At 58.7% G+C, this 25,827-nt stretch carries 19 protein-coding genes and 5 pseudogenes; 19 read left to right on the forward strand and 5 right to left on the reverse strand.

The window, feature by feature from the left end; translation table 11 throughout:
- Window positions 1-189 (forward strand): annotated as a pseudogene (locus NKJ88_RS31780) (transposase); the annotation flags it as partial.
- Here NKJ88_RS31780 and NKJ88_RS31785 read toward each other — a convergent pair.
- Window positions 135-678 (reverse strand): annotated as a pseudogene (locus tag NKJ88_RS31785) (transposase); the annotation flags it as partial. The pseudogenes NKJ88_RS31780 and NKJ88_RS31785 overlap by 55 nt on opposite strands.
- Before the next feature lie 555 nt (window positions 679-1,233).
- On the opposite strand from NKJ88_RS31785, the gene nifB reads away from it, so the two are divergent.
- The 7 genes and pseudogenes from nifB to NKJ88_RS31820 all read left to right on the forward strand — a co-directional run bounded on the left by nifB (window position 1,234) and on the right by NKJ88_RS31820 (window position 8,339).
- Window positions 1,234-2,712 (forward strand): nitrogenase cofactor biosynthesis protein NifB, encoded by a 1,479-nt coding sequence (nifB, locus tag NKJ88_RS31790; RefSeq protein ID WP_352446847.1) that lies wholly within the window; start codon window positions 1,234-1,236, stop codon window positions 2,710-2,712.
- A 31-nt stretch (window positions 2,713-2,743) separates the two neighbouring features.
- Entirely contained in the window at window positions 2,744-2,938 is a 195-nt protein-coding gene (locus NKJ88_RS31795; protein ID WP_023672218.1) for a 4Fe-4S dicluster domain-containing protein, read from the forward strand.
- A gap of 98 nt (window positions 2,939-3,036) precedes the next feature.
- Complete coding sequence (locus tag NKJ88_RS31800; RefSeq protein ID WP_352446856.1) at window positions 3,037-3,357, forward strand: nitrogen fixation protein NifZ; 321 nt, start codon at window positions 3,037-3,039, stop codon at window positions 3,355-3,357.
- Window positions 3,354-3,566, forward strand: a complete 213-nt coding sequence (gene nifT / locus NKJ88_RS31805; RefSeq protein ID WP_352446848.1) for a putative nitrogen fixation protein NifT — start codon at window positions 3,354-3,356, stop codon at window positions 3,564-3,566. Before NKJ88_RS31800 ends, nifT begins: the two co-directional genes overlap by 4 nt.
- Before the next feature lie 32 nt (window positions 3,567-3,598).
- On the forward strand, window positions 3,599-4,492 hold the full coding sequence (locus NKJ88_RS31810) for an SIR2 family NAD-dependent protein deacylase (RefSeq protein ID WP_352446849.1): 894 nt from the start codon (window positions 3,599-3,601) through the stop codon (window positions 4,490-4,492).
- Between the two features lie 85 nt (window positions 4,493-4,577).
- Window positions 4,578-6,447: pseudogene (locus NKJ88_RS31815) on the forward strand (ABC transporter ATP-binding protein).
- Window positions 6,447-8,339, forward strand: coding sequence for an ABC transporter ATP-binding protein (locus NKJ88_RS31820; protein WP_352446850.1), 1,893 nt, complete (start codon window positions 6,447-6,449; stop codon window positions 8,337-8,339). Before NKJ88_RS31815 ends, NKJ88_RS31820 begins: the two are co-directional and overlap by 1 nt.
- 556 nt (window positions 8,340-8,895) lie before the next feature.
- On the opposite strand, the gene NKJ88_RS31825 is transcribed toward NKJ88_RS31820, so the two are convergent.
- The 3 genes from NKJ88_RS31825 to nifA form a co-directional block, all read right to left on the reverse strand.
- A complete protein-coding gene (locus NKJ88_RS31825; RefSeq protein ID WP_031194208.1) occupies window positions 8,896-9,936 on the reverse strand; it encodes an LLM class flavin-dependent oxidoreductase in 1,041 nt (346 codons plus the stop codon).
- An 89-nt stretch (window positions 9,937-10,025) separates the two neighbouring features.
- Window positions 10,026-11,165 (reverse strand): histidinol-phosphate transaminase, encoded by a 1,140-nt coding sequence (hisC, locus tag NKJ88_RS31830; protein WP_352446851.1) that lies wholly within the window; start codon window positions 11,163-11,165, stop codon window positions 10,026-10,028.
- Window positions 11,166-11,406: 241 nt separating this feature from the next.
- On the reverse strand, window positions 11,407-13,170 hold the full coding sequence (gene nifA, locus NKJ88_RS31835; protein ID WP_352446852.1) for a nif-specific transcriptional activator NifA: 1,764 nt from the start codon (window positions 13,168-13,170) through the stop codon (window positions 11,407-11,409).
- A gap of 1,155 nt (window positions 13,171-14,325) precedes the next feature.
- On the opposite strand from nifA, the gene NKJ88_RS31840 reads away from it, so the two are divergent.
- Together NKJ88_RS31840 and NKJ88_RS31845 are read left to right on the forward strand one after the other, a co-directional pair.
- The gene (locus tag NKJ88_RS31840) at window positions 14,326-15,654 is read left to right on the forward strand and encodes a dicarboxylate/amino acid:cation symporter (RefSeq protein ID WP_352446853.1); all 1,329 of its coding nucleotides are present in this window, start codon (window positions 14,326-14,328) and stop codon (window positions 15,652-15,654) included.
- A 304-nt stretch (window positions 15,655-15,958) separates the two neighbouring features.
- Complete coding sequence (locus NKJ88_RS31845) at window positions 15,959-16,990, forward strand: LacI family DNA-binding transcriptional regulator (protein ID WP_023672231.1); 1,032 nt, start codon at window positions 15,959-15,961, stop codon at window positions 16,988-16,990.
- Window positions 16,991-17,723: 733 nt separating this feature from the next.
- Here the strand turns inward: NKJ88_RS31845 and NKJ88_RS31850 are convergent.
- Window positions 17,724-18,749: a LysR family transcriptional regulator gene (locus NKJ88_RS31850; protein ID WP_023807977.1), complete on the reverse strand. Its 1,026-nt coding sequence runs from the start codon at window positions 18,747-18,749 to the stop codon at window positions 17,724-17,726.
- 237 nt (window positions 18,750-18,986) lie between these two features.
- Here NKJ88_RS31850 and NKJ88_RS31855 point away from each other — a divergent pair, with 237 nt between their 5' ends.
- The 9 genes and pseudogenes from NKJ88_RS31855 to NKJ88_RS31895 all read left to right on the forward strand — a co-directional run.
- On the forward strand, window positions 18,987-19,580 hold the full coding sequence (locus tag NKJ88_RS31855; protein WP_023694280.1) for a NodA family N-acyltransferase: 594 nt from the start codon (window positions 18,987-18,989) through the stop codon (window positions 19,578-19,580).
- Entirely contained in the window at window positions 19,577-20,236 is a 660-nt protein-coding gene (gene nodB / locus NKJ88_RS31860; RefSeq protein WP_352446854.1) for a chitooligosaccharide deacetylase NodB, read from the forward strand. The genes NKJ88_RS31855 and nodB overlap by 4 nt, the downstream gene beginning before the upstream one ends.
- 14 nt (window positions 20,237-20,250) lie before the next feature.
- A complete protein-coding gene (gene nodC, locus NKJ88_RS31865) occupies window positions 20,251-21,609 on the forward strand; it encodes a chitooligosaccharide synthase NodC (RefSeq protein WP_023806352.1) in 1,359 nt (452 codons plus the stop codon).
- A 14-nt stretch (window positions 21,610-21,623) separates the two neighbouring features.
- Window positions 21,624-22,253, forward strand: coding sequence for a nodulation methyltransferase NodS (gene nodS / locus NKJ88_RS31870; RefSeq protein WP_352446857.1), 630 nt, complete (start codon window positions 21,624-21,626; stop codon window positions 22,251-22,253).
- Window positions 22,254-22,288: 35 nt separating this feature from the next.
- A pseudogene (locus tag NKJ88_RS31875) lies at window positions 22,289-22,522 on the forward strand (carbamoyltransferase N-terminal domain-containing protein); the annotation flags it as partial.
- Between the two features lie 54 nt (window positions 22,523-22,576).
- On the forward strand, window positions 22,577-23,488 hold the full coding sequence (gene nodI / locus NKJ88_RS31880) for a nodulation factor ABC transporter ATP-binding protein NodI (protein ID WP_023706355.1): 912 nt from the start codon (window positions 22,577-22,579) through the stop codon (window positions 23,486-23,488).
- 3 nt (window positions 23,489-23,491) lie between these two features.
- Window positions 23,492-24,280 carry an ABC transporter permease gene (locus tag NKJ88_RS31885; protein WP_023687364.1) on the forward strand — a complete coding sequence of 263 codons (789 nt, stop codon included), beginning with the start codon at window positions 23,492-23,494 and terminating at the stop codon, window positions 24,278-24,280.
- A gap of 64 nt (window positions 24,281-24,344) precedes the next feature.
- Entirely contained in the window at window positions 24,345-25,319 is a 975-nt protein-coding gene (locus NKJ88_RS31890; RefSeq protein WP_352446855.1) for a LysR family transcriptional regulator, read from the forward strand.
- Between the two features lie 8 nt (window positions 25,320-25,327).
- A pseudogene (locus NKJ88_RS31895) lies at window positions 25,328-25,588 on the forward strand (hypothetical protein); the annotation flags it as partial.
- Window positions 25,589-25,827 lie beyond the last annotated feature (239 nt).

Below are 25,827 nucleotides of genomic sequence, written 5' to 3' on the forward strand. Positions count from 1 at the left end.
CCTGACAGGCTGGGCCGAGGATGCCATCGAACAAACCCTGACCTTCTTCAGGCTGCCGAGACAGCACCACAAGCATCTCAAATCCCCCAACATGCTGGAGCGGCTCAACGAGGAAATCCGCCGCGCACCTATGTCGTGCGCATCTTCCCCAACACCGAAAGCTGCCTGCGCCTGGTCAGGGCCTTGGCCGATGCTGGAGAGGGTTGCCGTGGCGCTCGGCGCCAGGTTTCGTCGATAAACACCAGCCGTTCTGGATCGAGGCCGGCCTGCCAAGAGCGCCAGCGTCGCCGTCGCCGTGCGATGTCGGCGCGAGCCTGCTCAAGGGCGAACAGGTTTTTTTTGAACCGCAACGCCTCGCGCCGCAGGAAGTGGCATACCGTATCGTGCGAGACCTTCACACCGCGTGCCGCAAGTTCGTTTTTCAGGCCGTGTAGCGACAAGTGCGGCATCTGGTTGATCCGCTCCGCAATGAACGCCCGGTGCGGCTACAGTACACGCTTGCGGTGGCCGCCCATCTTGCTTGGCGCTACAGACCCACTGGCCCGATAGCGCTAGCGACCACTTCACCGCAGACGAGACCGCAACGCCAAAACGAGCCGCTACCGAGCGGCAACTCTCGCCGGCCTCGATCGCTCCAACAACACGCTCACCAAGATCGTTTGAAATGGGAGCCGTCATGAGATGCTGGCCTCCGATCCAGCCAGCATCTTGAATCAAAAATCACGCCGACGGGAATCCCACAGATTCAGTCACAATCTGAACCGCTCTAGCACGGGTCAACGTAGTGCCGGCCGGATTGCGGCTGCCGGCCAGTTGCATCGGTGCCTCCGCAGGCAAGATATCTGCCCTCACAGCCGCCGATCCGAACGATCCCACTTGTCCCCGCGTCTGGCGCAACGCTGGACGAGGCCGGTTGGGTTCAGGCCAGGGCGGCTCGTACCTCGGCCTGACACGACACGGCAAGTCGGCTACGCGCTGCGCCGGCATGGTATCGTGTTTCTAGACGAGTGATTACGTCAACGTAAGCCCGGAGTAGTCTCCCTTTCTGCGCGCCCGAGGCTGTTAGCCTCGCGACCATATTTGCTTGTCCACTGTCGTAAGCCCGACAAAGGTGTGTCGGAGCAATCCGAAGGAATCTGACACGAGAAGCCTATTCATGAACCGAAACAGCTCTTTGAGCTGGCATAGCTCTTGCGCTTTGAACTGCGACATCACGCAGCAACGGAGCCGTTCATGTCTGCACCGGCAATTTCGCTTGACGGCCTCAGCACGACATTTGGTGACCAGTTGCTTGGCACCATGAAACCTGGTGGCTGCGCGTCTTCGTCCTGCGGCTCGTCGACAAAGCCCGACGACACGGATCCGGCTGTCTGGGAGAAGATCAAGAATCACCCCTGCTTTTCAGAAGAGGCGCATCACTATTTCGCGCGTATGCACGTCGCGGTCGCGCCGGGCTGCAACATCCAGTGCAACTACTGCAATCGCAAATATGACTGCGCCAACGAAAGCCGGCCTGGGGTGGCCTCTGAAAAGCTGACGCCCGACCAGGCGCTACGCAAGGTGATCGCGGTCGCCAACGAGGTGCCGCAGCTTTCCGTGCTCGGCATCGCCGGACCGGGCGACGCCTGCTACGACTGGAACAAGACGAAGGCGACCTTCGCCAGGGTCGCCAGGGAAATCCCAGACATCAAGTTTTGCATATCCACGAATGGGCTGGCGCTGCCCGACCGTGTCGATGAGCTTGCTGACATGAATGTCGATCACGTGACGATCACGATCAACATGGTCGACCCTGAGGTCGGTGCAAAGATCTATCCTTGGATCTTTCACGATCATCGCCGCTACGTCGGCATTGAAGCCACCCGGATCCTGCACCAGCGGCAGATGTTGGGCCTGGAGATGCTGACCGCACGGGGCATCCTCACCAAAATCAACTCGGTGGTGATCCCGGGCGTGAACGATGAGCATCTGATCGAGGTGAATAGATGGGTTAAGGAGCGAGGCGCGTTCCTGCACAACCTTATGCCGCTGATTTCGGACCCGGCACACGGCACGCATTACGGACTGAGCGGGCAGCGCGGCCCAAACGCAATGGAGATGAAGGCTCTTCAGGATCGTGTCGAAGGTGGCGCCCAGTTAATGCGGCACTGCCGGCAGTGCCGGGCAGATGCCGTGGGCCTGCTCGGAGAAGATCGTGGCCAGGAATTCACAGTCGACCGGATTCCCGCCGAGGTCACCTACGATGCCAGCAAACGCAAGGCCTATCGGGAGCTGGTCGCGGAGGAGCGCCGTGATCACGTCGAGGCTAGGAGAGAAGCGATCGGATTGGTCAAGGCAGCGAGCCCCGGCAAGTCCCTTCTCTTCGCGGTGGCGACCAAGGGCGGCGGCCGCGTCAATGAGCATTTCGGCCATGCGAAGGAATTCCAGGTTTATCAAGCCTCGCTGAAAGGGATCAGCTTCGTCGGGCATCGGAAGGTGGACAAGTATTGCCTCGGCGGCTGGGGCGAAGAAGCCGCCCTCGATGGCGTCATCGCAGCGCTTCAAGGCGTAGATATCGTGCTGTGCGCCAAGATTGGAAATTGCCCGCAGGATCAGCTCGCGGAGGCTGGAATCAGAGCCACCGACGCCTGTGCCCATGACTATATCGAGACAGCAATCAGCGCGATTTACATCGCCGCGTCTGGGACCCCCGCACTCGCAGCGACGGCCTGAGCTGTCTCATTCATTCGGACCAGGAGTTAAAATGGCTTTCAAGATCATCGCATCCCAATGCACCCAATGCGGCGCCTGCGAATTCGAATGTCCTTCCGGCGCGATCAAGTTCAAAGGCGAGAGCTACGTGATCGAGTCACAGAAGTGCACCGAATGCGAGGGGGTCTTCGATGCGCAGCAATGTGCCTCGGTATGTCCGGTGCCGAAGACCTGCGTTCCTGCGTAACGGACATTGGACTGCCGACATGGTTGGGGGCTGCCTACGCAGGACGCCTGGAACGCCTTGTTCGCAATCTCAGCCGCAAGAGAAATCAGGGAACGGACATGTCGCTCGGACGAGAAGAGGAGATCGAAATCCGCAGGCCTCCACGATTCCTGCCGGGAGAGCGGGTACGTGCCACTCGCCACATAAAGAATGACGGCACCTATCCTGGCAGGGAGATCGGCGAAAATCTCGTGCGGAAGGGGGACGAGGGATATGTGCGCGACATTGGCACCTTTCTCCAGCAGTTCTTCATCTATGCGGTCGAGTGGATCGACCGTGGCACCGTCGTCGGTATGCGAGCGCGTGAACTGATGAGCCTCGACAAGGCCGAGGCGCCCTGCAGTGCTGAAAGCAATACCAATGAAGGGACGGCCAGATGAAAGTCATGATCCGCAGGACCGGTGCTGGTTTGTCGGCGTATGTCCCCAAAAAGGACCTCGAAGAGCCGATCATCAATCTCGAGAAGGAAGAGTTGTGGGGCGGAACGGTCACGCTCAGGAACGGGTGGCGGCTCCTCCTACCCGATCTCCCACGTGATACGCGTCTGCCGATCACCGTCGAGGCAAGGAAGATTTCCGAAGAGGACTGATGCTGCCCCTAGGTGCGTCGCGAGGAAACGAGATGAACACTATCCTGACATCGGGCCACCTCGTCATTGTGCGGGACAGTTTTGCTGAAAAGCTGCTTGACCTGGCGAAGGAAGCGCTCGCCGCCGATGAGGTGATCCCCTATCTCGGTCCGGGTCTTCTTGAGTTGAACTGTGCGGAACCGCCTGTGCCGCATACCCCGGAGGTTGTTGCCGCGGCACTCAATGCACGGGCTCCAGCCCCTTCCAGGATCCGCACCAATATGTGGTCGGTTGCGCAGTTCATCGAACAGCGCCGGCATCGCCGGACGCTTCAAGCTTGGATGACCGACATATTCGCAGCGCCGGTGGGGCCGACCCCCTTCCACGCCTGGCTCGCAAGGCTGCCACTCTCCCTCATCATCGACAGCTGGTATGACAGCGCGATGCGCACGGCTCTGGTAGAGACCGGCCGAACGGACGTCGTTGAGATACAAGGCGTCACGCGCGCGAATGAAATCGGCAACATTTGGACGAAAACCTACGATTTGTCCGGGAGGGAGCTCGACCCCCGATTGGGGGCCAAGACGGTTCTCTATTCACCTCACGGGAGTATTACGCCCGCGCAAAACTTTCTCGTCGCAGATTCCGACTACGTCGAAGTCCTGACCGAAATTGATATCCAGACACCGATCCCAGACGCTGTGAAGGAACGGCGCATCACCCGTGGATTTTTCTTCGTTGGCTGCCGCTTCAACGATCAGATGCTGCGCACCTACGCCAGACAGATCATGAAGCGCTCCCGCGGTCCCTATTGCACCGTAATGGACGCGGAAACCCTGACCAGAAACGAAGCGCGTTTCCTTGCGGCAAGCGGAATCACGGTGATCGACATGCCACTAAGTCAAGCGGCGGCTCGGCTTGTGGGAACGGGCACGGCTGCAGGTTGAGGACGGGATTAACAATGGCGGATGCCTTTGACGATGTCTGCTTCGGCTTTCCTCGAAGGCGCAAAATGCAGTCGGGAATACACCCGTGAACAGTGACGCTGTCAGCAGCGCAACGAACGCACTGAATTCGTTGACCCATGTTGAAGCGGCGCGCTGGGGCCGGGATTTGAGTACGCTGTTGCGCATCACGCGTATGAATCTGCGCCATCCGTGGCAGGTTGCGCTCGCTATGGGCTCGACGATCATGACGGCAATCCTCCAGTTGCTCATTCCCCAGCTTCTCGGCCGGGCTGTCGACCAGACCCAGACAGCTATCGGGGGCGGTGTCGCGGGGGCCGCGGCAGGACAAGCGCTCTGGGCCCCGGCTCTCCTGCTGCTCGCCGTCAGCGCGCTACGCGGCGTTTTCACGATGGCGCAGAACTATTTTGCCGAAGCCGTCGGGCATCATGTCGCGTACGAATTGCGGCTCGCCTACTACGACAAGATCCAGCGTCTCAGCTTTTCCTTTCACGACCGGGTCCATTCAGGCGATCTGATAACCGCCGGAATGCTCGATCTCGAAGGCGTGCGGATGTATTTTTCCACCGGGCTCATGCGGGTGCTCCTGCTGACGATGCTGATCGGGATTGGCGCTTACATGATGATCTCGACCGATCCCATGCTCGGCTTGGCCGCGCTCAGCTTCGTGCCTTTTGTCGCTTGGCGCTCATCGACCACACAGCTTAGGCTGCGCGCCACCTGGCTCGACCTCTATGAGCGCCTTTCGGTACTAAGCCGCGTGATGAAGGAAAATCTCGCAGGTATCCGTGTGGTCCGCGCTTTTGCGGCTCAATCCTATGAGATGCTGAAGTTCGACGGCGCTTCCAAGAACGCGCTCGACCTCGCCAACGATCTCGTTGGCATCTACGTACCCAACACGTCGGCGATGACCTTGTCCTACTTTTTCGCAATGGGATTGGTGCTTGGGATCGGTGGCAACAAGCTCGTCGCTGGCGAGATCAGCGTCGGAACCATGGCGACCTTCCTGACCTTCATGACCATGCTGCAAATGCCAGTCCGCCAGATCGGTCTCATGGTCAATGCGTTTGCCCGCGCTTCTAGCTGCGGTTCGCGGCTTTTCGGTCTCCTCGATCAGGAGATCACCATCAGGGATGCTCTCGAGGCCAGACCGCTTGAGATAAGTGACGGCACTCTGCGCTTCCACAATGTCTCATTTGCCTACCCCAACGCCGAAAACCGCGCCATTCTGAAGAACCTCAGCTTTGAGGCCCGCAGAGGCGAGACGATCGCTATCGTCGGTCCGCCGGGTTCCGGCAAATCGACGATGGGCTCATCTGGTCCCCCGCTTTTACGACGTGACCGGTGGCGCCATCACGTTGGACGGCCAGGACATACGCAATGTCACCCTCGAGAGCCTTCGCAAGGCGGTCGCGGTTGTACAGCAGGATGCGTTCCTATTCACAACAACGATCGAGAACAACATCGCTTATGGCGATCCCTGGGCGAAGAGACAGCGAATTGAACGCGCTGGAGAATTCGCCCAGCTCCACGACTACATCCTCGGGCTCCCGGCAGGGTATGAGACGGTCGTGGGCGAACGCGGCGTTTCTCTCTCTGGCGGCCAGCGCCAGCGTCTCACGATTGCCCGCACCATGATGCTGCGCCCCTCCGTCATCATTTTCGACGACTCGATGGCCGCGATCGATGCCGCCACCGAGCTGCGCATTCGCGCGGCGATGCGGCGCTTCGCAAAGGATCGGGTGACGATCATCATCGCGCACCGGCTGAGTGCGCTTAAGCATGCCGATCAAATCCTTTTTGTCGATAAAGGCGAAATCGTAGAACGCGGCACGCATGAAGAGCTTCTGGCGAAGCGGGGACGCTACAGGGCCCTTTACGATCTCCAGACGCGCCCGGGTGATAGCATTATTAGCCAGGATGGGGGCGCCCGCTGATGGACCAGGGCCGCGGCGAACTCGAAGCCGAACGTGACGATGGGAGACGCCCTCCGCGCGCGGTCGTCGGCTCGCACCGGATCGAGGAGGAGATGTTCGGCCGGGCTTTCGACAAGAGCATCCTCCGTCGCATCTGGGGCTTCGTCCATCCCTACCGGGCAAAGGTAGTTGTCACGATTGTCGCGATGCTGATCTTCACCGGGACGCAGCTTCTCATCCCCTTGATCATCCGCTACGCGATCGACCTCGGCATGAACCCGGCAGGGCCCGATCGCTCAGCCCAGCTTGCGGCCGTCGGCGCGTTCCTTTCGGCGATTTTGGTCAATTTCGCCGCCGGCTACATGCAGGAAGCCTTGGATGGGAAAATGGCCGAAACTGTCCTGTTCGACATCCGCCGCGCCATGTTTGGCCATCTGCAAAAGGTTTCGCTCTCTTTCATGGACAAGACCGAGGTCGGACGCCTGATGTCGCGCCTGCAAGGCGACGTTAACTCCATACAGGAGTTCCTGGAAACCTCGGTATATTCCCTAGGCGATGTTGCGCTTCTCTTCGGCATCGTTTTCGTAATGCTGTGGCTCGACTTTCGCCTCGGCCTCCTGACGCTATCGGTTCTGCCGATCCTGGTGATCGTCCGCATTGTCTGGTTGCCGCGGGCCCGCGACGCCTTCATGGCTGCACACGAAACCAATTCCGTCGTCAATGGCGCGCTGGCCGAAGCCATTCACGGCGTGCGGACCATACAGTCAATGGACCGCCAGCAGGTGAATTTCAGTCTTTTTGACGATCGGGCCCATGCCAACCTCAGGACCCACCTGATCGCTGCCAGATATGCACTGGTCATGGTGCCCATCGTCGATGGCATCACCGGCCTCGCCTTGGCCGCCGTTATTGTGGTCGGCGGCTCGATGGTCATGAATAGCCGTATAGATGTGGGCGTGTTGGTAGCCTACCTATTTTACATCCAGCGCTTCTTTGACCCGATCCGCTCACTCACCCTGCAATATTCGGTCATGCAGCGCGCCATGGCCTCAGGCAAGCGCCTGACCGATGTGCTCGACGTCAAGATCGATGTTAAGGACAAACCCAATGCCGAGGTGCTTTCGCCCGAAATGGACGGCTCGGTCGAGTTTAGGGACGTCACCTTCGGCTACGATCCGAACCGTTCGGTTCTGAAAAATGTCTCGTTCAAGGTCAATCCGGGCGAGACGGTCGCACTAGTCGGACCGAGCGGTTCTGGCAAATCGAGTGCGATGGCCCTGGTCCACCGCTTCTATGATGTTCAGCAGGGTCAGGTGCTGGTCGGCGGACATGATGTACGCGACCTCACCCAAGAATCGCTCGGCCGCCAGGTCGCCATGGTGCTGCAGGAGCCATTCCTGTTCACCGGGACGGTCTTCGAGAACATTCGATACCAGAAGACGGAAGCCACGCGCGACAAGGTGATCGAGGCGGCCAAGGCTGTCGGCGCGCATGACTTCGTCATGAGCCTCGCCGACGGGTATGAGACCCAACTTGGCGAACGCGGCGACAACTTATCTCTCGGCCAGCGCCAGCTTATCAGTTTCGCCCGCGCCCTCGTCGCTGACGCCAAGATCCTCGTGCTCGACGAAGCTACCGCCAATATCGACAGCTACACGGAATTGCAGATTCAGAAGGCTCTGATCAAGCTGCTTGAAGGGCGGACTGGCCTCGTCATCGCCCACCGTCTCGCCACGGTCCGGGGGGCCGACCGCATCATCGTGCTTCAGAATGGCCAAGTTATTGCGACTGGCAACCACGATGAGTTAATAGCCATGGGCGGCCTGTATTCCAAACTCTACTATCTCAACTACGCCTCCTTCGACGACCTTCCCGAACACGATACCACCGTCCAAGCTGGCTCTCAGACCTGACATCTTGGCGGCCTTGTGGTAGTGGCGTTGACTTTCGGGCGTGTCGGCAGACCACTCAGGCCACCGCATCCGGCCAGCAGCCAGCATTCAAGAACGAGCACTCCTCGCAATTCGTGAAGACCGGCTGCGAACGATTTCCTCCAGCATCGTATCCGACCGCGGTGCACCACCATCATCGGGCGAGCTCGCTGGAGGTGTTGGCTGGGCGTCGCAAAGCCGCTCGCGAGCGCGCCCTCAATAGCGCCGTAGCGAGTGACGGCTTTGCCACCGACGGGCCGCTGATGAAGCTGGATTAGTGGGCGCCGCACCGACGCCGCCCCGGGCGAGAAGAACCTCGTGCGGCTGGCTATGGGGCAACGACTAGCGCCAGCGCGACGAGCAGACGCGTGCCGGCATCGTGACGCGCTCGGCTACCCTCTCCTTAGGATCGTGCATGTTCACACGATGGCCCAGACGCCAGCCAACGCACAAAGCTGGTATTCTGTGCCGCCTGCTCGTCGTCAGTTTGGCCTCCTCCCGATTGCCCGCCCCACCACGTGCAAGCTCGAGCACATGGTCAGCCAAGTCGAGCCATGATTTCGGATTGAATGGTCCTCGCGGTGTAAAGGGAAGCATCTAGCGGCAGATTTCCAAATGCCATTTGACAAAGCAGGTAGTTGGCACCTGCCTCTTCCAACTGATCTAGCAGAGCTTTTCGCACAGACTCTGCTGATCCTACCACGCACAATTCACTCTCGACTGCCGCATCGAAGGTCAGCGGCAAGTTTGGTGGAGTGGGGATAGCGTTAAGCTCGTAAAGGAATTGGAAGCTCTTGAGCCAGCGTGCGTAAGCAGGTGCCGCGAGCGAATAGGCATGTGTGTCACAACGCCCAATCACGACCATGCGGAGCAATCCGACAAATCTCCCTTGATCCCCCCCGCCTGCGTTGTCCTCTCGATAGGCGCGGAACGCATCAGTAGTTTTGCGAACAGAAGAGGAAGGTCCTACACACGCGATATTTGTTCCATTCGCAGCGGCCCAAGCTGTGGACTCGGGTCGATTGGCAGCGACCCATGTGGGCGGATGTGGACGCTGATGAGGTCTTAGCGTCAAAGGAACGTCATTGAGATCAAAATGGCGACCTTGATAGCAGAGCGTGCCGACCTCCCTCGAATTAACAAGTATTTGCATAAGAATTTCGCTGGCTTCGGCATAACGGCCCGGCACCGCGTCCGCACCAATCCCGAAGTAGCCCAATTCGGTCGGGAGAGCACCGCGCCCTATGCCCAGTTCGAGCCTGCCACCGCTCAACTGGTCCAGCATACAGATCTCTTCGAACGCACGCAGCGGATGATAAAGCGCAAGCAGCATCACCAAGGGTCCGAGACGCAAGCGCCGGGTGCGCTGGGCGACGCTCGATAAGAACAGATTCGGCGATGGACCTCTCCCATGGGGAGTGCAGTGGTGTTCTGCGAGATGATAGGCATAGAACCCTAGCTGATCGCACGCCTCTGCTAATATCAGGCGATCTTCGTACTGCCGGCCTATATCGCGGCCATCCTCATCCAAATGATCGAAGATGCCGAAAGCTAGGTTTGAAGGAAAGACGTTTGTCACTCTTTAAGTCCCCGATTTTAAAAGCAGGCTGTTTTCTTGCTGGGGTCACCAAGCAAGTCGGAAGAGATGTGTGTGATCGCCGATTAGCGTCAGCGTAACGAAGAAGCAGAGCCTGACGCTTCCCTGCCCCTGAAGCTTGGCACCGTTAAGCTTCCAGCGATGTCGCCAGCGGCAGCAAGAAATTCATCCATCTGCTCTTTTGTGCCGATGCTGACGCGGATACAGTGTTCCAAGCCTTTGTCCGGAAAAAACGCGACAAGTATCTTTTGCCTCTCCAATGCTGCTTGCCACCATGAGCCGTCCTGTCCCGCGGGCACACGGGCCAGCAAGAAATTTGCGCGGGAGGGTGTTACGGAAAATCCGAGTTGCGATAGTGCAACTGTCACTCGCTCTCGTTCATCCTTGATGTGCTTGTGGTTGTCTGCGTAGGCGCCGCGATGCGCAAGCACGCTGATACCTACGGCATGCCCGATCACGTTCATGTTGAAGACGTTCTGGATGTTTCGCAGCCTTCCAATAATTTCAGGGTGACCGAAACCGAAACCGACGCGAATGCCGGCGGCGGCATAGCTTTTCGAGAATGACCTCAAGATCAGAAGGTTCGAATACCGGTTGATGAGGCGCAGTCCGTGATCGGGTGCAAAGTCGACGTATGCCTCATCAAGGACAATCAAGCGGTCCGATTGTGCTACGAGGCGTTCGATATCGCTGATCGGGAGGAATGTTCCGGTCGGATTGTTTGGATTGGCCAACATAATAAACTTGGCGTCTTTTGCCGGACCGGAAAGCAATTGCTCCATTGGCAGGGAATGAGCTTGACATCCGATTTCGAGGAACTCAGCGCCCTGAAGCATGGCAAGTTTGCGGTTGAACGAAAACCCTGGCGACATCATCGCAACCTTGTCGCCGGGTGCGAGGAAAGCTCTGTAGATCAGTCCGAGCAGTTCAGACGACCCGTTGCCAGCGATGACCTGATCCCTGGAAACGCCATAGGCGCTGGACGCTGCTTCCCTCAGTCTGAAGTTATCGTCATCCGGATATAGATACTGGCGCTTGAGGGCCGCCACTGCACTTTGCATTATGATTGGCGGCAACGGAAACGGGTTCTCATTCGTATTCAGCTTGATAAAATTTGCGTCCGGCGCTGGTACGTTGGACGGCAGAGCATCCAACTGTCGTGTCACTTGCGAAAGAGCCGAAAGCACAGTTTGCAGTTTTGCGTCGGACATATTTAACTCCGTTTCAGTCACACAGGGGCATCCGCATGAGCTCGCAACGAGAGCAACATGGCGGACGGGATTGACGATGGCAGGGTTGCCTTTCACACAATGGTCGCAGCGCCGGCTGACATGGGAATTCAGCCACCTGTCCTCGGTCGAATCGAGTTGACGCGGACGCGGATCTGCATCGCTGCGCGGCGCCAAGGCGCTAAGGCGCTAAGCGGCTCAGCTCATGCCCAGGGTCATGCTTTCAAAGACGCTTGATCTCGACGCCGTATTTCCTCAGCACGTAGCCAATCTGGCGCGGGGTCAGCCCAAGCAAGCGCGCTGCCTTTGCCTGCACCCAGCCACATCTTTCCATGGCAGCAATGACGCGCTCTATATCGGGCGTCCTCGCGCCAATTGGGTGGGTTGCGCCGGCAAGCGGGTTAGTCGCGGCCGAACTGGCGGCCTCGTCCGGGGGCGTGGCCAAATTCGCTGACTCCGGCAGGATCGGCGGTGGTTGCAGCGCGGCCTTGCCCGATCTGCACTTCCATAGCGCCTCGGCAAAGCATTGGCCTTGGGAGCAGGCAAAGTCGTTTCTCCCGATTGACAGTCCCTCGGCCAGGATCGCTGTCCGGTGCACGCAATTTTCAAGCTCGCGAATGTTGCCGGGAAACTCACATTTCATCAGCACTTCAATCGCACGCGGATCGAAGGTGAGCGTACAGCCGTTCTCGTCGTTGAACTTCTTGAGAAACTCAGCTGCGAGGAGCGGAATATCGCTGCGCCTTTGGCGCAATGCTGGTACCAGCAAGGGAACCACGTTGATGCGGTAGTATAGGTCGGCGCGGAACTGATTCCTTGCAACCGCCTCTTCCAGGTTCCTGTTCGTGGCGGCAATCACGCGAACATCGACCTTGATGGTCTGATTGCTGCCGACGCGCTCAAACTCCTGCTCCTGCAGCACGCGCAGTAGCTTTGCCTGGAACGAGGCCGAGATCTCGCCAATCTCGTCCAGAAACAACGTCCCCTTGTCAGCGAGCTCAAAGCGCCCCTTGCGGGAATTGAATGCGCTTGTGAAGGCACCCTTCTCATGACCGAACAATTCGGATTCCAGGACTGTCTCTGGGAGCGCTGCACAATTGAGTTTAACGAAGGGCCGCTTGGCGCGCGGCGACAACTCGTGAATTGCCTTGGCAGCCAGCTCCTTCCCGGTACCGGACTCACCTCGCAGCAGAACTGTGGTTTTTGCCTTGGCTACGACCGCGATCTTCTCCAGCAGGGCGCTTATCGCCGGACTGTCACCAATCATCCCCTCGACGTGGACCTTTTTGCGCCGGGGTGCAGGGTGCTTAACATCAGAAAATTTCGTTTGCAGCCGATGTTCCAGCTCCGGCGTTCGCTCGCGGTCGGCCGCGGAGAAGCGATGCAACTTGACTGTCTGTCCCACCATGTTGGCAATCATGGTAAGCAGCCGGACATCATCGTCGAGCCGATAGCTTGACCTGCTTTCCAAAACCCGGTCCAAAGTCAGCGCGCCTATGGCGTTCCCATCAACACGAATGGGAACGCCGATGAACGACACGGTGTCGGAGGCCCCAAGCACCTCGATATCAGCGGCAGTGAAGGTCGGATGCATCGCTATGTCCTCGGCGAGGAGCGGCGTGTCGGTCGTCACAATCTGGTCGATGGCGTTGCGCGGCAGGCGCGACCGGGAGGGCTCATTGCCGTTCGTGCCGCAGCCGCTGGCCACTGTGATGTCCAGTCCGCCCTCGGCATCGCAGAGAGCGATGATGCCGTGCCGCATCTGCACAAACGAGTGCAGGAGATCGACTACCTTGGCCAACTTGAGTTCGAGCCGGGCGGCATCGGCGAGTACTTTCGATATTTCGAAGATGCCGGTTAGCGCGCGCTCGTGCAATGCCACACTCGCAGGATTCGTGTCGGACTTTGGACAACCCTTTATCGCATTCGGCAGCGATATGCCGCAGTCGCGGGCATTCTGTTCGGACTTGCTAATGTTGTGGTGCATGTGATCCTCGATCTCGCGCCATCAAATCTAGGCTGGCGGCATGTGCGCCCGCGACATCGCGGGCACGCGCGAAAATGCTCCGACGTGAACTCGTGCCGCCGCCGTGTGGTCGAGTGCAAAGCGGGTCTAGCCCTGACGCATCGCTTGGCTACTCCCTCCACGAGGCTTGGCCATGTTATTGGCTTGCCCCGGGCAAACACACGTTGTTTTCAAAAGACTGGAGCGAGGCGGCATAGTCAATCGAGCTTTCTTTCATCTGTGAAAGGAAACCTCGCGGCCTATGATAGGATTCATCAGTTCTATCTTTGCGTTGAAGCAGAAATACCTGGGCCGGCCATGCCTTGCCCGAGCGGCTGACCGCGCGGAGTGTAAATGCGGGGCCGTGCCATTCACCAGCGCCCGCGAAGGAGGGGCGGGAGCGATAATAACAGCCAACGGCACTGGTCGGTCGCGGCAACCGCCATCTTTCTCGAGTTGATCAGGCGGCGGCGATGTCGCGTGTGAAGGCGCGAAGCTGGCATCGAGTACGACTTCGTAGGCGGTGCCCGCAACTTCTGAATCGCATCGTCTTGGTCAGCACCATCACCAGCCTGGGGCCGAAATCGGCACACTCAATGAGCGTATCGAAAAGTCTGAACAGATTACGATGCGACCGCTTGGAAACGGCTGCCCCTGCTGCGGGCGTTGATTTGCAAAATTGGTCGTCCAAAAGGCCGTCCGAATATCTGATTGCAGTGGCTGCATGGTCGTAGGCTGTCTAGAAACGAGCGCTTCCGAACAGGGGTAAGTTAGCCTGTCATCTGGACGGCCTTGAACAGGCGACCTATTGGTACGCGCTGGCGCCAACGATGGGGCCCGGTCCAAAGCCGGCTAATGAGGAACCCACCACGCTTTTTGCAGCAAAGCCGCTAGCCAGAGGGATCGACCCGCAAGCACTCTGCCAGAGACCATCAAGGGCGTTCGGACCGCGGCCTTGCCCGCTGGTCTGACACCGCATTCCTCCATCATTGGCGAGCCCACGTCAGTTCAGGTGATGCGGATTCATCTGGCATGGGTATTGCGGCGGCGTTGGTGCAGCGTTCGACCGGAGCGCCGCGATAGGGAGAAGCCCGGGAGAAGTCACGCCACCTCGATCCGGTCAGGGAGAGAGAAACAGTGTCAGCTGCACAAGTCCGCGGCGCGAGTCCCGCGCCCCGCAAACCCTTCTACACCAAGCTCTACGCCCAGGTGCTTGCCGCCATCGCGCTCGGCGTCGCAATTGGCTATTTTTATCCGGAGACCGGCGAGAGCCTGAAGCCGCTGGGTGATGCCTTCATCAAGCTGGTCAAGATGATCATCGCGCCTGTCATCTTCCTGACAATTGCGACCGGCATTGCCGGCATGAACGATCTTCATAAGGTCGGCCGGGTCGCCGGCAAGGCAATGGTTTATTTCCTCACCTTCTCAACGCTCGCGCTGATCGTCGGCCTCATCGTCGCCAATGTCGTCCAGCCTGGCGACGGCCTGAACATCGATCCGGCCTCGCTCGATGTCCAGGCCGTGAATACCTATGCCGCAAAAGCCAAAGCGCAGTCGGTCACCGGCTTCCTGATGAACATCATCCCGCCAACGATCGTCGGTGCCTTCGCGGAAGGCGACATCCTGCAGGTGCTGTTCTTCTCGGTTCTGTTCGGCATGGCGCTTGCGATGGCCGGAGAGACGGGCAAGCCTGTCGTTTCCTTCCTCCAGGCGCTCATTGTGCCTGTCTTCAAGCTCGTCGGAATTCTGATGAAGGCCGCGCCGATCGGCGCTTTTGGCGCGATGGCCTTCACCATCGGCAGATATGGCATCGGTTCGGTAGTCAACCTCGCGATGCTGGTCGCGACGTTCTATTTCACCGCCTTCCTCTTCGTGTTCGGGGTTCTCGGCGCAGTCTGCCGCTACAACGGCTTTTCGATTTGTTCTCTCATTCGTTACATCAAGGAAGAGCTGCTGCTTGTCCTCGCAACGTCCTCCTCGGAGGCGGCGCTCCCGTCGCTGATGGAGAAAATGGAGAAGGCGGGCGCCAGGCGTTCGGTTGTGGGTCTCGTCATCCCGGCCGGATATTCGTTCAATCTGGACGGCACGAATATCTACATGACGCTAGCGGCTCTCTTCATCGCACAGGCGACGAACACGGATCTGTCCATCGGCGATCAGGTGCTGCTGCTGCTCGTAGCAATGCTTTCCTCCAAGGGCGCTGCAGGTGTGACAGGTGCGGGCTTCATCACCCTGGCGGCTACGCTCGCGGTAGTTCCGAGTGTTCCCGTTGCTGGGATGGCACTGATACTCGGCATCGACCGATTCATGTCCGAATGCCGGGCGCTGACGAATTGCGTCGGCAACGCAGTGGCATCCCTCGTCGTCGCACGCTGGGAAGGAGAGTTGGACCGAGCACAGATGAAAGCTGCCTTCAGCGGTCATCAGCTTACCGAGCCATCAAACCGGCTACCCTCCTGCAAGTAAGGTGGGCGGCCCACGACCTGTCAAGTCGCTTAGCTGGTCACATAACTGAACGACCGACCCGCAGCCTCTAAACGGCTCCTCACGGACCATGTATCAGAAGCGCTAAATGTGTGAGTGCAAATCGTCACCGCCCTTTAAGCGAATGAGCCTTTCAGTATACCCGGCCGGTTTACGTCTGCAATGATGTTCGTCCAACACGTTGTGCCCATTCGTATGGGGACGTCTTCGCTTTGCCACCCGAAACCGAAACGCGTTAGGCGGACAGAGAGCCGGCCCGCGTCAAAAACCAATCAGAATAGGACCTATGACCAAGCGCCCCACGATTGCCGATCTCGCCCGCGAAGCCCGAGTCAGCGTAGCAACGATCGATCGGGTTCTGAACGCCCGCCATCCGGTGCGCGAGGAGACCGCGCGGCGGGTCCACGACGCCGCCCAGGCGATTGGCTATCATGCTGCCGGGCTAATCAAGCAGCGGTTGCGGCGAGACCTACCGCACTACCGTCTGGGCTTCATCTTGAGAAAACCGGCCCAGCATTTCTACCAAGATTTTGCGCGCGAGGTCGAAGCATCGGTCAATTTGGCCCAGTCCTTCCACGGCATTCCGCTCGTCGAATTCGCCCCGTCACATATGCCGAGCGACCTGATCGCGCCGCTCAAGGAGTTGGGCGCACGCTGCCATGCAATCGCGATGGTGGCACCGGACCACCCGAAAATCACAGCAGCGGTTGAGGACCTCAAGGCCAAGGGCATTCCGGTTTTCTCGCTGCTTTCCGACTTCGCCGCCGGCGTGCGACAGGGGTATATCGGCCTCAACAACCGCAAGGTGGGGCGCACGGCCGCTTGGATGGTGTCCAAGGTCGCAAAACGGCCCGGCAAAGTGGCGGTGTTTGTCGGCAGCCATCGTTTCCAGGGGCACGAGCTCCGTGACGTCGGCTTTCGCTCCTATTGCCGTGAGAACGCGCCCACGTTCGAGGTGCTGGATCCGGTCATGAACCTCGAGAAACGGCAGATCACCTACGAGGCAACGCTTGATCTCATGCAGCGGGAGCCCGAGCTCGTCGGCTTCTATGTCGCCGGCGGCGGCATGGAGGGCGCCATCTCCGCGCTCCGAGAAGAGGGCAAAAGTCGGGATCTCGTCGCGATCGTGAATGAAATCACACCTGAGTCTCGGGCAGCGCTCGCAGATAACATCGTCACGATGGCGGTCGCCACGCCAATGCGCCGGCTTTGCCAGGAGCTGATAACGCTGATGACACGGGCTATCGAGACCGGCACCGCTGAAACACCCGGCCAGACATTTCTGCCGTTCGACATCCATCTGCCGGAAAATATATGAAGGAGTCTATCCTAAGCGGGAGTTCCCTTTCATAACGAGAGAAAGTTGAATGATGGTCCCTCCACACGGGTGGGCGCACCCCCGGGCCTTAGCCGCGGCCCAGGACGAAGAGCCAATTGGGTATCGGCGGCGCCTTAAGGCGGAAGCGCGAGGTAGATTGCCTAGATCCGCAGCGTTAACCTCCACCGGCTTCACTTGCCAACATGCCCGACGTTCTCGTGCAGGGGGTGTGGTCAATGATCCCGCACGGCAAGAGCCGAGCGAGGCCAGCACAGTCCATTTGGGGGTCGACCTCGTCGACCGCCATCTCCTCGCCTGGCTGCACGTGAAAAGCCGCGGCACAGCCGGCAAGGCAGGAATTTAACCGGGCTAACCATCTTCTGGGACTTCGCACGCAAATCGAGGCGGCAGTCAATTCAGTAGCAGCCCGGGCGTGTGTTCTGCTCGTTCCGGCCCCTCGCACTTAGCAAGGAACTGCGCCGCTCTGCCGGGCCAAAGGCCCGACGCCCGAAGGGCAACCGCTCCGACGCGATCGCGTCCGCCTCCAGAAGCCGCCATCGAAAGAATGCTCGCGTCGTCACCACCTACGGCCAAGGCGGGCAATCAAGGCAGCTGGCATCACTCTGCCACACATCCTCGACGAGCAACTCGCCTGAGATCAGCCCAGAACGTAGGCAACACGCGCCGCGCCGGCGCTTGTCGAGATGCTGATCGGCCCGTCTACAGGGGGCGATTAGGTGGGGCTTAACATCTTCCGGGACTTCGCACGCGATTTCGAGGTGGCAGTCGGTACCAAGAAACGAAAGGTCGGATCGGCGTGCCCGAGACGCTCAATGATTTCAGGCAAAGGCGCCAGGCGAGATGCCTCCTGCAACATCATTTCCCGCATCCACATGCTTGCCGGATCACTATTGTGAAGCTCAGGCCATTGGACGGCTTCCGTGAATGCAGGAGGAGGAAGTGGCGGCGGAAGTTGGACAATCCGCAGGGGTGTTGCTTTTGCGAAATGCTGCGCCAGCCGTAAGGGCATGGTCCCGATGCGGTTGGTGCCTGACAGGACGGGCGGGATCAGGCTAAAGCCCTGTACGACAACTTCGATACGTCTCTCGAATCCGTGCTCGAGCAAATACCATTCCTCCATGGTGGGCTGCCGGGTGTGCCTGAATTTGAGCACGACATGTCCCATGCACAAGTATCGCTCGAATGTAAGTGGCTCCGACAGCTGCTTGTTCGTGCCGCAGCCTACGCCTACGAGCTTATCTTCGAACAGGGCTGCGCGAGGATGTTTCGACATGAACACTTCCGGCATGATCAGAAAATCAACGTCGCCGCGCCGGAGAAGCTCCTCGGGGTCGTCGCAAATAGGCAGACATTCAAAGCGAACGGCGGGAGCTTCCTGCGCAGCGCGCTCTACTATCTTCCTAAAAAATACGAGCGTGATGTAATCGGAAAGCATGATTCGGAAGAGACGATCCGATTGGGCCGGGTTGAAGGCGTCGGGGGAAATAATCGATAGCTGGATGTGCAGCAATGCGTCCCGGACTGCTGGGGCGAGCCCGTCGGCGCGCGGCGTCAAAATGAGCTCGCGGCCGTTCATCGTAAATAGCTCATCGTTAAAATAGGCGCGTAGCCGAGCAACGGCGGCGCTCATGGCCGGCTGGCTCAGGTTGATACTGCGAGCCGCGGCAGTGACTTTACGCTCCCTCATCAGAGCGTCCAGCACAACGAGGAGATTTAGATCCAGCCCTTTAAAACGCATGTCATGTTCTATCCAACGTGTGGATGCGTATCATTCAAACAATCAATTTTACGAATTTACGAGCCATGCATTAGAGGAACGGAAAGTGAGCGACGTCAAGCTCAAATCGACGACACGGGCCGGAACTCGAGAGAGCGTCTGGCTCACCTTCGCCAACGACAACGGCTGAGTGCAGCCACCAACGCCGCTTTGGTCGAGTGATGCGGCCGCAAAAACCAATATGAAGAGAGGTCCTGAATGCGCCATCAGGTGCAGTGGAAGTTGTGCTGGGAAAACGAGTTGCAGCTCTCCGATCACGTTAAGCTCGCCGAGTTCTTTCGTGATACGTACGGGCCGACTGGGGCGTCCAACGCAGAACCGTTCGAAGGTAGTCGAAGCTGGGCCGGAGCCAGGCCTGAACTCCGCGTAATCGCCTATGATTCAAGCGGTGTAGCGGCTCACATGGGCATACTGCGCCGTTTCATCAAGGTCGACGCGGTCGACCTGTTGGTGGCTGAGCTGGGCCTGTACGGGGTACGTCCGGACCTTGAGGGTCTGGGAATCGCCCATTCAATCCATGTCATGCTTCCAATACTGCAGGAGCTTGGCGTTCCATTCGCTTTCGGAACGGTCAGGGACGCGCTGCGGAATCATGTTGAGAGGTTCGGACGGCGATACAGCCCTATGGCCGTTTTGTCGGGAATTCGCGTGCGCTCCACCCGACCAGAGGCCCGCCTCGACCTGCCGCCCACACGCATCGATGACGCACTCACCATTGTTCTGCCAGTTGGACGGCCGATCAGCGAATGGCCCACGGGCACGATGATAGATCGGAACGGACCAGAGCTATGAGCCGGTCCGATTGCTTGTACGAAGTGCGCCGTGAGTGCTCTGACGGCACCGGCCGTCGAAGCGTTTATCTGACGTTTGACGACGGTCCCAATCCACTTTTCACACCGGAGATTCTCGACGTGCTGGCAGAGCAGCGGGTGCCGGCGACTTTCTTCGTCATCGGCGCCTACGCCTTAGAGCACCCAGATCTAATCCAACGGATGATCGCAGAAGGGCACGAGGTAGGCAACCACACGATGTCTCATCCGGACCTGTACCAATGCGGTTTCGGCGAAGTGCAACGTGAGGTCTTTGAAGCGAACGACGCCATCATGAGAGCGTGCCCGCAGGCCTCGGTCCGCTTTGTTCGCGCGCCCTACGGCGCCTGGAGCGAAGAAGTCTGCACAGCATCACAGATCGCCGGGCTGGCGGCCCTTCATTGGTCCGTCGACCCTCGAGATTGGTCTCGCCCTGGAGTCGAGGCGATTATTGATAGAGTGCTCGCCTCTGTCCGGCCGGGCGCAATTGTACTCTTGCACGACGGATGCCCTCCCGGCGAGTTGAGCCAGGGCGCTCACGCCGGCATGCGCGACCAGACGGTCACGGCGCTGTCCCGGCTGATTCCAGCACTGCGTGAGCGCGGATTTGTAATCCGCTCACTTCCTCAACATCACTGAACAAACGAGATCCCATGACACTTCTTGGTACAACCAGCACTGTGGCCATTTCGCTTTATGCACTGCTCTCGACTGCCTATAAGAGCATGCAAGGGCTTTATGCTATGCCGACAAAGGATTCGTCGGCGTTGGAGGTTCTCGTCGGCTCCGACAAACTGCCCAGCGTGGATGTCATCGTCCCCTGCTTCAACGAGGATCCGCGCACGCTTTCAGAGTGCCTGGCTTCCATTGCAGACCAAGAATACGCCGGAAGACTTCGGGTCTATTTGGTTGATGACGGTTCTGGAAATCGCGAAGCCTTAGGAACTGTCCACGAAGACTACGCGCGCGACCCTAGGTTCGACATCATTTTGCTTCCCGAGAATGTTGGAAAGCGCAAGGCGCAGATCGCCGCGATACGCCGCTCATCAGGGGATCTGGTGCTTAACGTTGATTCAGACACGGTACTCGCACCCGACGTCATTTCCAAGCTTGTACCGAAGATGCGAGATTCAGCGGTCGGCGCAGTCATGGGTCAGTTGACGGCCAGTAACCGAACCGAGAGCTGGCTGACCAGGCTGATAGACATGGAGTACTGGCTGGCTTGCAACGAGGAGCGCGCGGCACAGGCTCGCTTCGGTGCCGTTATGTGCTGTTGCGGCCCATGTGCCATGTACCGCCGGTCTGCGCTCCTTTTGTTACTGGACCAGTACGAGTCGCAATTTTTTCGGGGCAAGCCAAGCGACTTCGGTGAGGATCGCCATCTCACTATCCTGATGCTGAAAGCAGGCTTTCGAACCGAATACGTTCCGAGCGCCATCGCGGCCACAGTCGTTCCGAACAGACTCGGACCGTATCTGCGCCAACAACTCCGTTGGGCACGAAGCACATTCCGGGACACGCTGCTTGGGCTGCGCTTGCTGCCTAGCCTAAATAGCTATCTCACGTTGGACGTGGTCGGACAGAATCTCGGCGCGCTACTCCTCGCCCTATCGGTATTAACGGGCCTCGCACATTTCGCACTGACAGGCACTGTGCCTTGGTGGACAGGACTGATGATTGTGTCCATGACCATGCTCCGATGCAGCGTGGTAGCATTTCGTGCTCGACAATTTCGATTTCTTGGCTTTTCGCTGCACACGTTCATCAACGTCTTTCTCTTGCTTCCGTTGAAGGCCTACGCGCTGTGTACCTTGAGCAATAGCGATTGGCTGTCACGAAGCTCTGCTGTCGCTACATCGAACACTGGGGGAAAACAGGCCCCCACCCAAACTCCGATCACTGGTTCCAGCAGGGCAGAATTCTCGCCCCATTCGGCTCCGCTTCGCAGGCTCAATCTTGCGCGGGATTCTTCGGAATTAGTCCTGTCGGACAACATTTGCGGCGACGAGTGATCGCTACTTACCTGATGGACGAGAGGTGCACGAGTTTGACCCAGAACGCGAATCATCAGTTGCTTGATCGGGAATTGGCCGCAGACGATCCGTGGCGCCTCGACGGCAATCCGTTCGAGCAGAAGCGCCACACGCAAATGCTCCAGCTGGCGCTTGCCCAAGGCTCCATTACAAATGCCCTCGAAGTCGGGTGCGCTGCCGGCGCATTCACGGAAAAACTAGCCCCCTACTGCCAAGGGCTCACCGTCATCGATGTCGTGGCGCAAGCGATTGCTCGAGCACGTCAACGGATAAAGGAGCCGTCGCGCATCAACTGGATAGTCTCCGATGTTCAACAGTTTTCGACCGACGAGTTGTTTGACCTGATCGTTGTGGCGGAGGTCCTCTACTACCTCGGAGACATAGCCGAGATGCGCGCGGCCGTCAAAAACCTGGTGCGGGTGCTTGCGCCAGGCGGGCATCTGATCTTCGGATCGGCAAGGGATGCTAATTGCCGTCGCTGGGGTCACGCCGCTGGTGCTGAGCCGGTCATCGCCATGCTGAACGAAACGTTGATCGAGGTAGAGCGTCTTGAGTGTCGGGGCGAGTCGGTCAACGAAGACTGCTTGCTCGTCCGTTTCCGGAACCCGATTTCCGCTTCCTGATGAATCGAATCTATCGCCGTTAACGTGGAGACACTATGCGCATCTGTGGTACCAAGCTGACCCATGATGGGGCGATCGCCCTGGTCGAGGATGGACGGCTCGTCTTCTGCGTTGACCAGGAAAAGCGGCACAACGATCCGCGTTACCAATCCATCGATAATCTCGACGCAATTGTTGCCGCTTTAGCGGAGCAGCGGCTAGATCCTTGTGATGTCGATCAGTTCGTTATCGACGGCGGGGATGGCGAAGACGAGTCACAGTTTCAGGTCGGCAGGCAACCAAGCAACCGCCAGTTTTGTCGTCCCTCTCGGTAAAATGAACCCATGTCCATGGTAGCGATCGACCTTACTGACGTAAGCAAAACTTATGACAAGCTCGTTGTCGACAGGCTGTCGTTCCGCGTTGCGGCGGGGGAATGCTTCGGGCTCTTGGGACCGAACGGCGCGGGCAAAAGCACGATTGCGCGTATGGTCCTCGGCATGACATCGCCTGATGCGGGGAAGATTACTGTGCTCGGCGCTCCAGTCCCGGCGCGCGCGCGTTTGGCACGTATGCGCATCGGCGTGGTCCCGCAGTTCGACAATCTTGATGCCGCGTTCACTGTACGCGAGAACCTGTTGGTGTTCGGGCGCTACTTCCGGATGAGCAGACGCCAGATCGATGCGGTCATACCATCGCTGCTTGAGTTCGCCCGCCTCGAGAACAAAGCGGATGCGCGCGTCGCCGAACTGTCCGGCGGCATGAAGCGGCGCCTGACGCTCGCGCGTGCGCTGATCAATGACCCGCACTTGCTGGTGATGGACGAGCCGACCACCGGCCTCGATCCGCAGGCCCGCCACCTGATCTGGGATCGGCTGCGATCGCTGCTGGCGCGGGGCAAGACTATTCTTTTGACTACCCATTTCATGGAAGAGGCCGAGCGGCTGTGCGATCGGCTGTGCGTTATGGAGGAGGGGCGCAAGATCGCCGAAGGTCGCCCGTCCGAACTCATTGACGAGCAGATCGGCTGTGACGTGGTCGAGGTCTACGGCGGCAATCCGCATGAACTGGGTGCGCTGATCCGGCCGTACGCACAGCGCATCGAGGTGAGCGGTGAGACGCTTTTTTGCTATGCACCCGATCCGGAGCAGGTGCTGGCGCAGCTACGCGGGCGCACGGGTCTACGCCTTCTGCAGCGTCCCCCCAATCTCGAGGATGTGTTTTTGCGGTTAACCGGGCGCGAGATGGAGGACTGAACAATGGGCGAACGTTATGCGGCGGGCATGCCCGCCAATGCGTGGAATTGGGTCGCGGTTTGGCGCCGCAACTATCTTGGATGGAAGAAAATCGGGCTTGCATCGGTTCTCGGCAACCTCGCCGATCCGATGATCTATCTGTTCGGTCTCGGCTTTGGCATCGGAACAATGATAGGTCCTGTTGAGGGCACTTCGTACATTGCGTTTCTCGCGGCTGGCATGGTTGCCACAAGCGTGATGGCATCGGCGACCGCTGAAACGGTCTACGGGAGTTTCGGCCGCATGGGCGACCAGCGCACCTGGGAAGGAATGCTATGCACTCAGCTGACGCTCGGCGATATCTTACTCGGCGAATTGGCGTGGGCAGCCACGAAGGCCCTCATGGCGGGCACAGCAATCACTATTGTTGCCACCACGCTCGGATACGCATCGTGGCCATCCATCCTCTGCTTGCTGCCAGTCATCGCTCTCAATGGCCTCGCCTTCGCGAGTCTAGCGATGGTCGTCACGGCGCTTGCGCCCAGCTATGAATATTTCATATTTTATAATACGCTTGTTATTACACCCATGCTGTTCCTTTGCGGCGCGATGTTTCCGGTCAACCAATTGCCCGGCGCTTTTCAGTATGCTGCCTCCTTATTGCCGCTCGCACATGCAATCGACCTCATTCGTCCAGCGATGCTTGGCCGTCCGATTGACAAAATGGGCCTGCATATCGGCGCGCTTTGCATATACACGGTTTTGCCCTTCTTCTTTTCGATTGCTCTTTTTCGTCGAAGGCTGATGCGTTGACGCTACTCACCATTCGAATTGGATGTTTGGGCGCAACCCATTCACACGCCGCCTAGATCAAGACATGCGTTTTAAAGGACTCGATCTGAACCTCCTCGTTGTGTTGGACGCTCTGGTCAGGGAACGTAAAGTCACCGCGGCGGCCCGCAGTATTAACCTGAGCCAGCCGGCAATGAGCGCCGCCGTTGCTCGGTTACGCGCCTATTTCAGCGATGAGCTATTTACGATGAGCGGCCGCGAGCTCATTTTGACACCGCGCGCTGAGGGGCTCGCCCCAGCAGTCAGGGAGGCATTGCTGCACATCCAGCTATCGATTATTTCCTGGGACGCCTTCAACCCAGCCCAATCGGATCGTCGCTTCCGGATCATCCTTTCCGATTACATCACGCTCGTATTTTTTAAGAAGATCGTAGAACGTGCTGCGCGGGAAGCTCCCGCCGTCCGCTTTGAATGTCTCCCTATTTCCGACGACCCCGAGGAGCTTCTCCGGCGCGGCGACGTTGATTTTCTGATCATGCCGGAAGTATTCATGTCGAAACATCCTCGCGCAGCCCTGTTCGAAGATAAGCTCGTATGCGTAGGCTGCCGCACGAACAAGCAGCTGTCAGAGCCACTTACATTGGAGCGATACTTATCGATGGGGCAGGTTGTCCTCAAATTCGGGGACACCCGGCAGCTCTCCGTCGAGGAATGGTATCTGCTTGAGCACGGTTTCGAGAGACGTATCGAAGTTGTCGTACACGGCTTTAGCCTGATCCCGCCCGTTGTATCCGGCACCAGCCGCATCGGGACCATGCCCTTACGGCTGGCGCAGCATTTCGCAAAAACAACACCCCTGCGGATTGTCCAACTTCCGCCACCACTTCCTCCCGCATTCACGGAGGCCATCCAATGGCCTGCGCTCCACAATAGTGATCCGGCAAGCTTGTGGATGCGTGAAATGATGTTGCAGGAGGGATCTCGTATGATTCCTCTGCCTAAGAGCACCGGACGTCTCAGTTGTCCGCAAATTGAGAAACTGCCCCCCCCTCGACCATGAGAGGAGGCATGGATGGCGGTTGGAATTGGGAGATTCCTGCATTGTCGAGAACGATGTGGAGAGAGCTGATGCTTCAGCCTAAGAGGTAGCAGCGACGCTTCGGCTGCATGAACTTGGCTGGTGGAGCGAACCGATGGGCGAAGGAATTCGGGTGCGCGCAACACGGTGCGTCGGTATCTCCGCCACGGCGGGACCGTTCCGTTTGGTAAACCTGTTCGGCCGACCGCGTTGACGGGCTGGACGATTGGCTGCGAGAGCGCTTGTTCCGGCCCCCCCCGCCTGCGAGCCCGCAACTGCTCAGCAGAAGGGCGAAGTGAACGAGAGTGCATCCATTTCGTAAATGTATGCCTATCCAAGCAATCGATTTCTCCAATTGTCCGATGACGAATATGAACGCCTCAGGCAGGGGCATCATTAGGAGTATTTCAATGGCAAAGATTATCGAAGGTGGCCCGGGTTCCGAAACACTCCTCGGCACCGAGCTTGGAGATTGGATGGAGGGTTTCGC

Source organism: Mesorhizobium sp. M0016, assembly GCF_040324035.1.
Taxonomy (GTDB): domain Bacteria; phylum Pseudomonadota; class Alphaproteobacteria; order Rhizobiales; family Rhizobiaceae; genus Mesorhizobium.

Excerpts from the sequence above, each read along its gene's own strand:
- nifB (WP_352446847.1), top strand. The coding sequence starts at position 1,234 with ATGTCTGCACCGGCAATTTCGCTTGACGGCCTCAGCACGACATTTGGT.
- NKJ88_RS31795 (WP_023672218.1), top strand. The coding sequence starts at position 2,744 with ATGGCTTTCAAGATCATCGCATCCCAATGCACCCAATGCGGCGCCTGC.
- NKJ88_RS31800 (WP_352446856.1), top strand. The coding sequence starts at position 3,037 with ATGTCGCTCGGACGAGAAGAGGAGATCGAAATCCGCAGGCCTCCACGA.
- nifT (WP_352446848.1), top strand. The coding sequence starts at position 3,354 with ATGAAAGTCATGATCCGCAGGACCGGTGCTGGTTTGTCGGCGTATGTC.
- NKJ88_RS31810 (WP_352446849.1), top strand. The coding sequence starts at position 3,599 with ATGAACACTATCCTGACATCGGGCCACCTCGTCATTGTGCGGGACAGT.
- NKJ88_RS31820 (WP_352446850.1), top strand. The coding sequence starts at position 6,447 with ATGGACCAGGGCCGCGGCGAACTCGAAGCCGAACGTGACGATGGGAGA.
- hisC (WP_352446851.1), bottom strand. The coding sequence starts at position 11,165 with ATGTCCGACGCAAAACTGCAAACTGTGCTTTCGGCTCTTTCGCAAGTG.
- nifA (WP_352446852.1), bottom strand. The coding sequence starts at position 13,170 with ATGCACCACAACATTAGCAAGTCCGAACAGAATGCCCGCGACTGCGGC.
- NKJ88_RS31845 (WP_023672231.1), top strand. The coding sequence starts at position 15,959 with ATGACCAAGCGCCCCACGATTGCCGATCTCGCCCGCGAAGCCCGAGTC.
- NKJ88_RS31850 (WP_023807977.1), bottom strand. The coding sequence starts at position 18,749 with ATGCGTTTTAAAGGGCTGGATCTAAATCTCCTCGTTGTGCTGGACGCT.
- NKJ88_RS31855 (WP_023694280.1), top strand. The coding sequence starts at position 18,987 with ATGCGCCATCAGGTGCAGTGGAAGTTGTGCTGGGAAAACGAGTTGCAG.
- nodB (WP_352446854.1), top strand. The coding sequence starts at position 19,577 with ATGAGCCGGTCCGATTGCTTGTACGAAGTGCGCCGTGAGTGCTCTGAC.
- nodC (WP_023806352.1), top strand. The coding sequence starts at position 20,251 with ATGACACTTCTTGGTACAACCAGCACTGTGGCCATTTCGCTTTATGCA.
- nodS (WP_352446857.1), top strand. The coding sequence starts at position 21,624 with ATGGACGAGAGGTGCACGAGTTTGACCCAGAACGCGAATCATCAGTTG.
- nodI (WP_023706355.1), top strand. The coding sequence starts at position 22,577 with ATGTCCATGGTAGCGATCGACCTTACTGACGTAAGCAAAACTTATGAC.
- NKJ88_RS31885 (WP_023687364.1), top strand. The coding sequence starts at position 23,492 with ATGGGCGAACGTTATGCGGCGGGCATGCCCGCCAATGCGTGGAATTGG.
- NKJ88_RS31890 (WP_352446855.1), top strand. The coding sequence starts at position 24,345 with ATGCGTTTTAAAGGACTCGATCTGAACCTCCTCGTTGTGTTGGACGCT.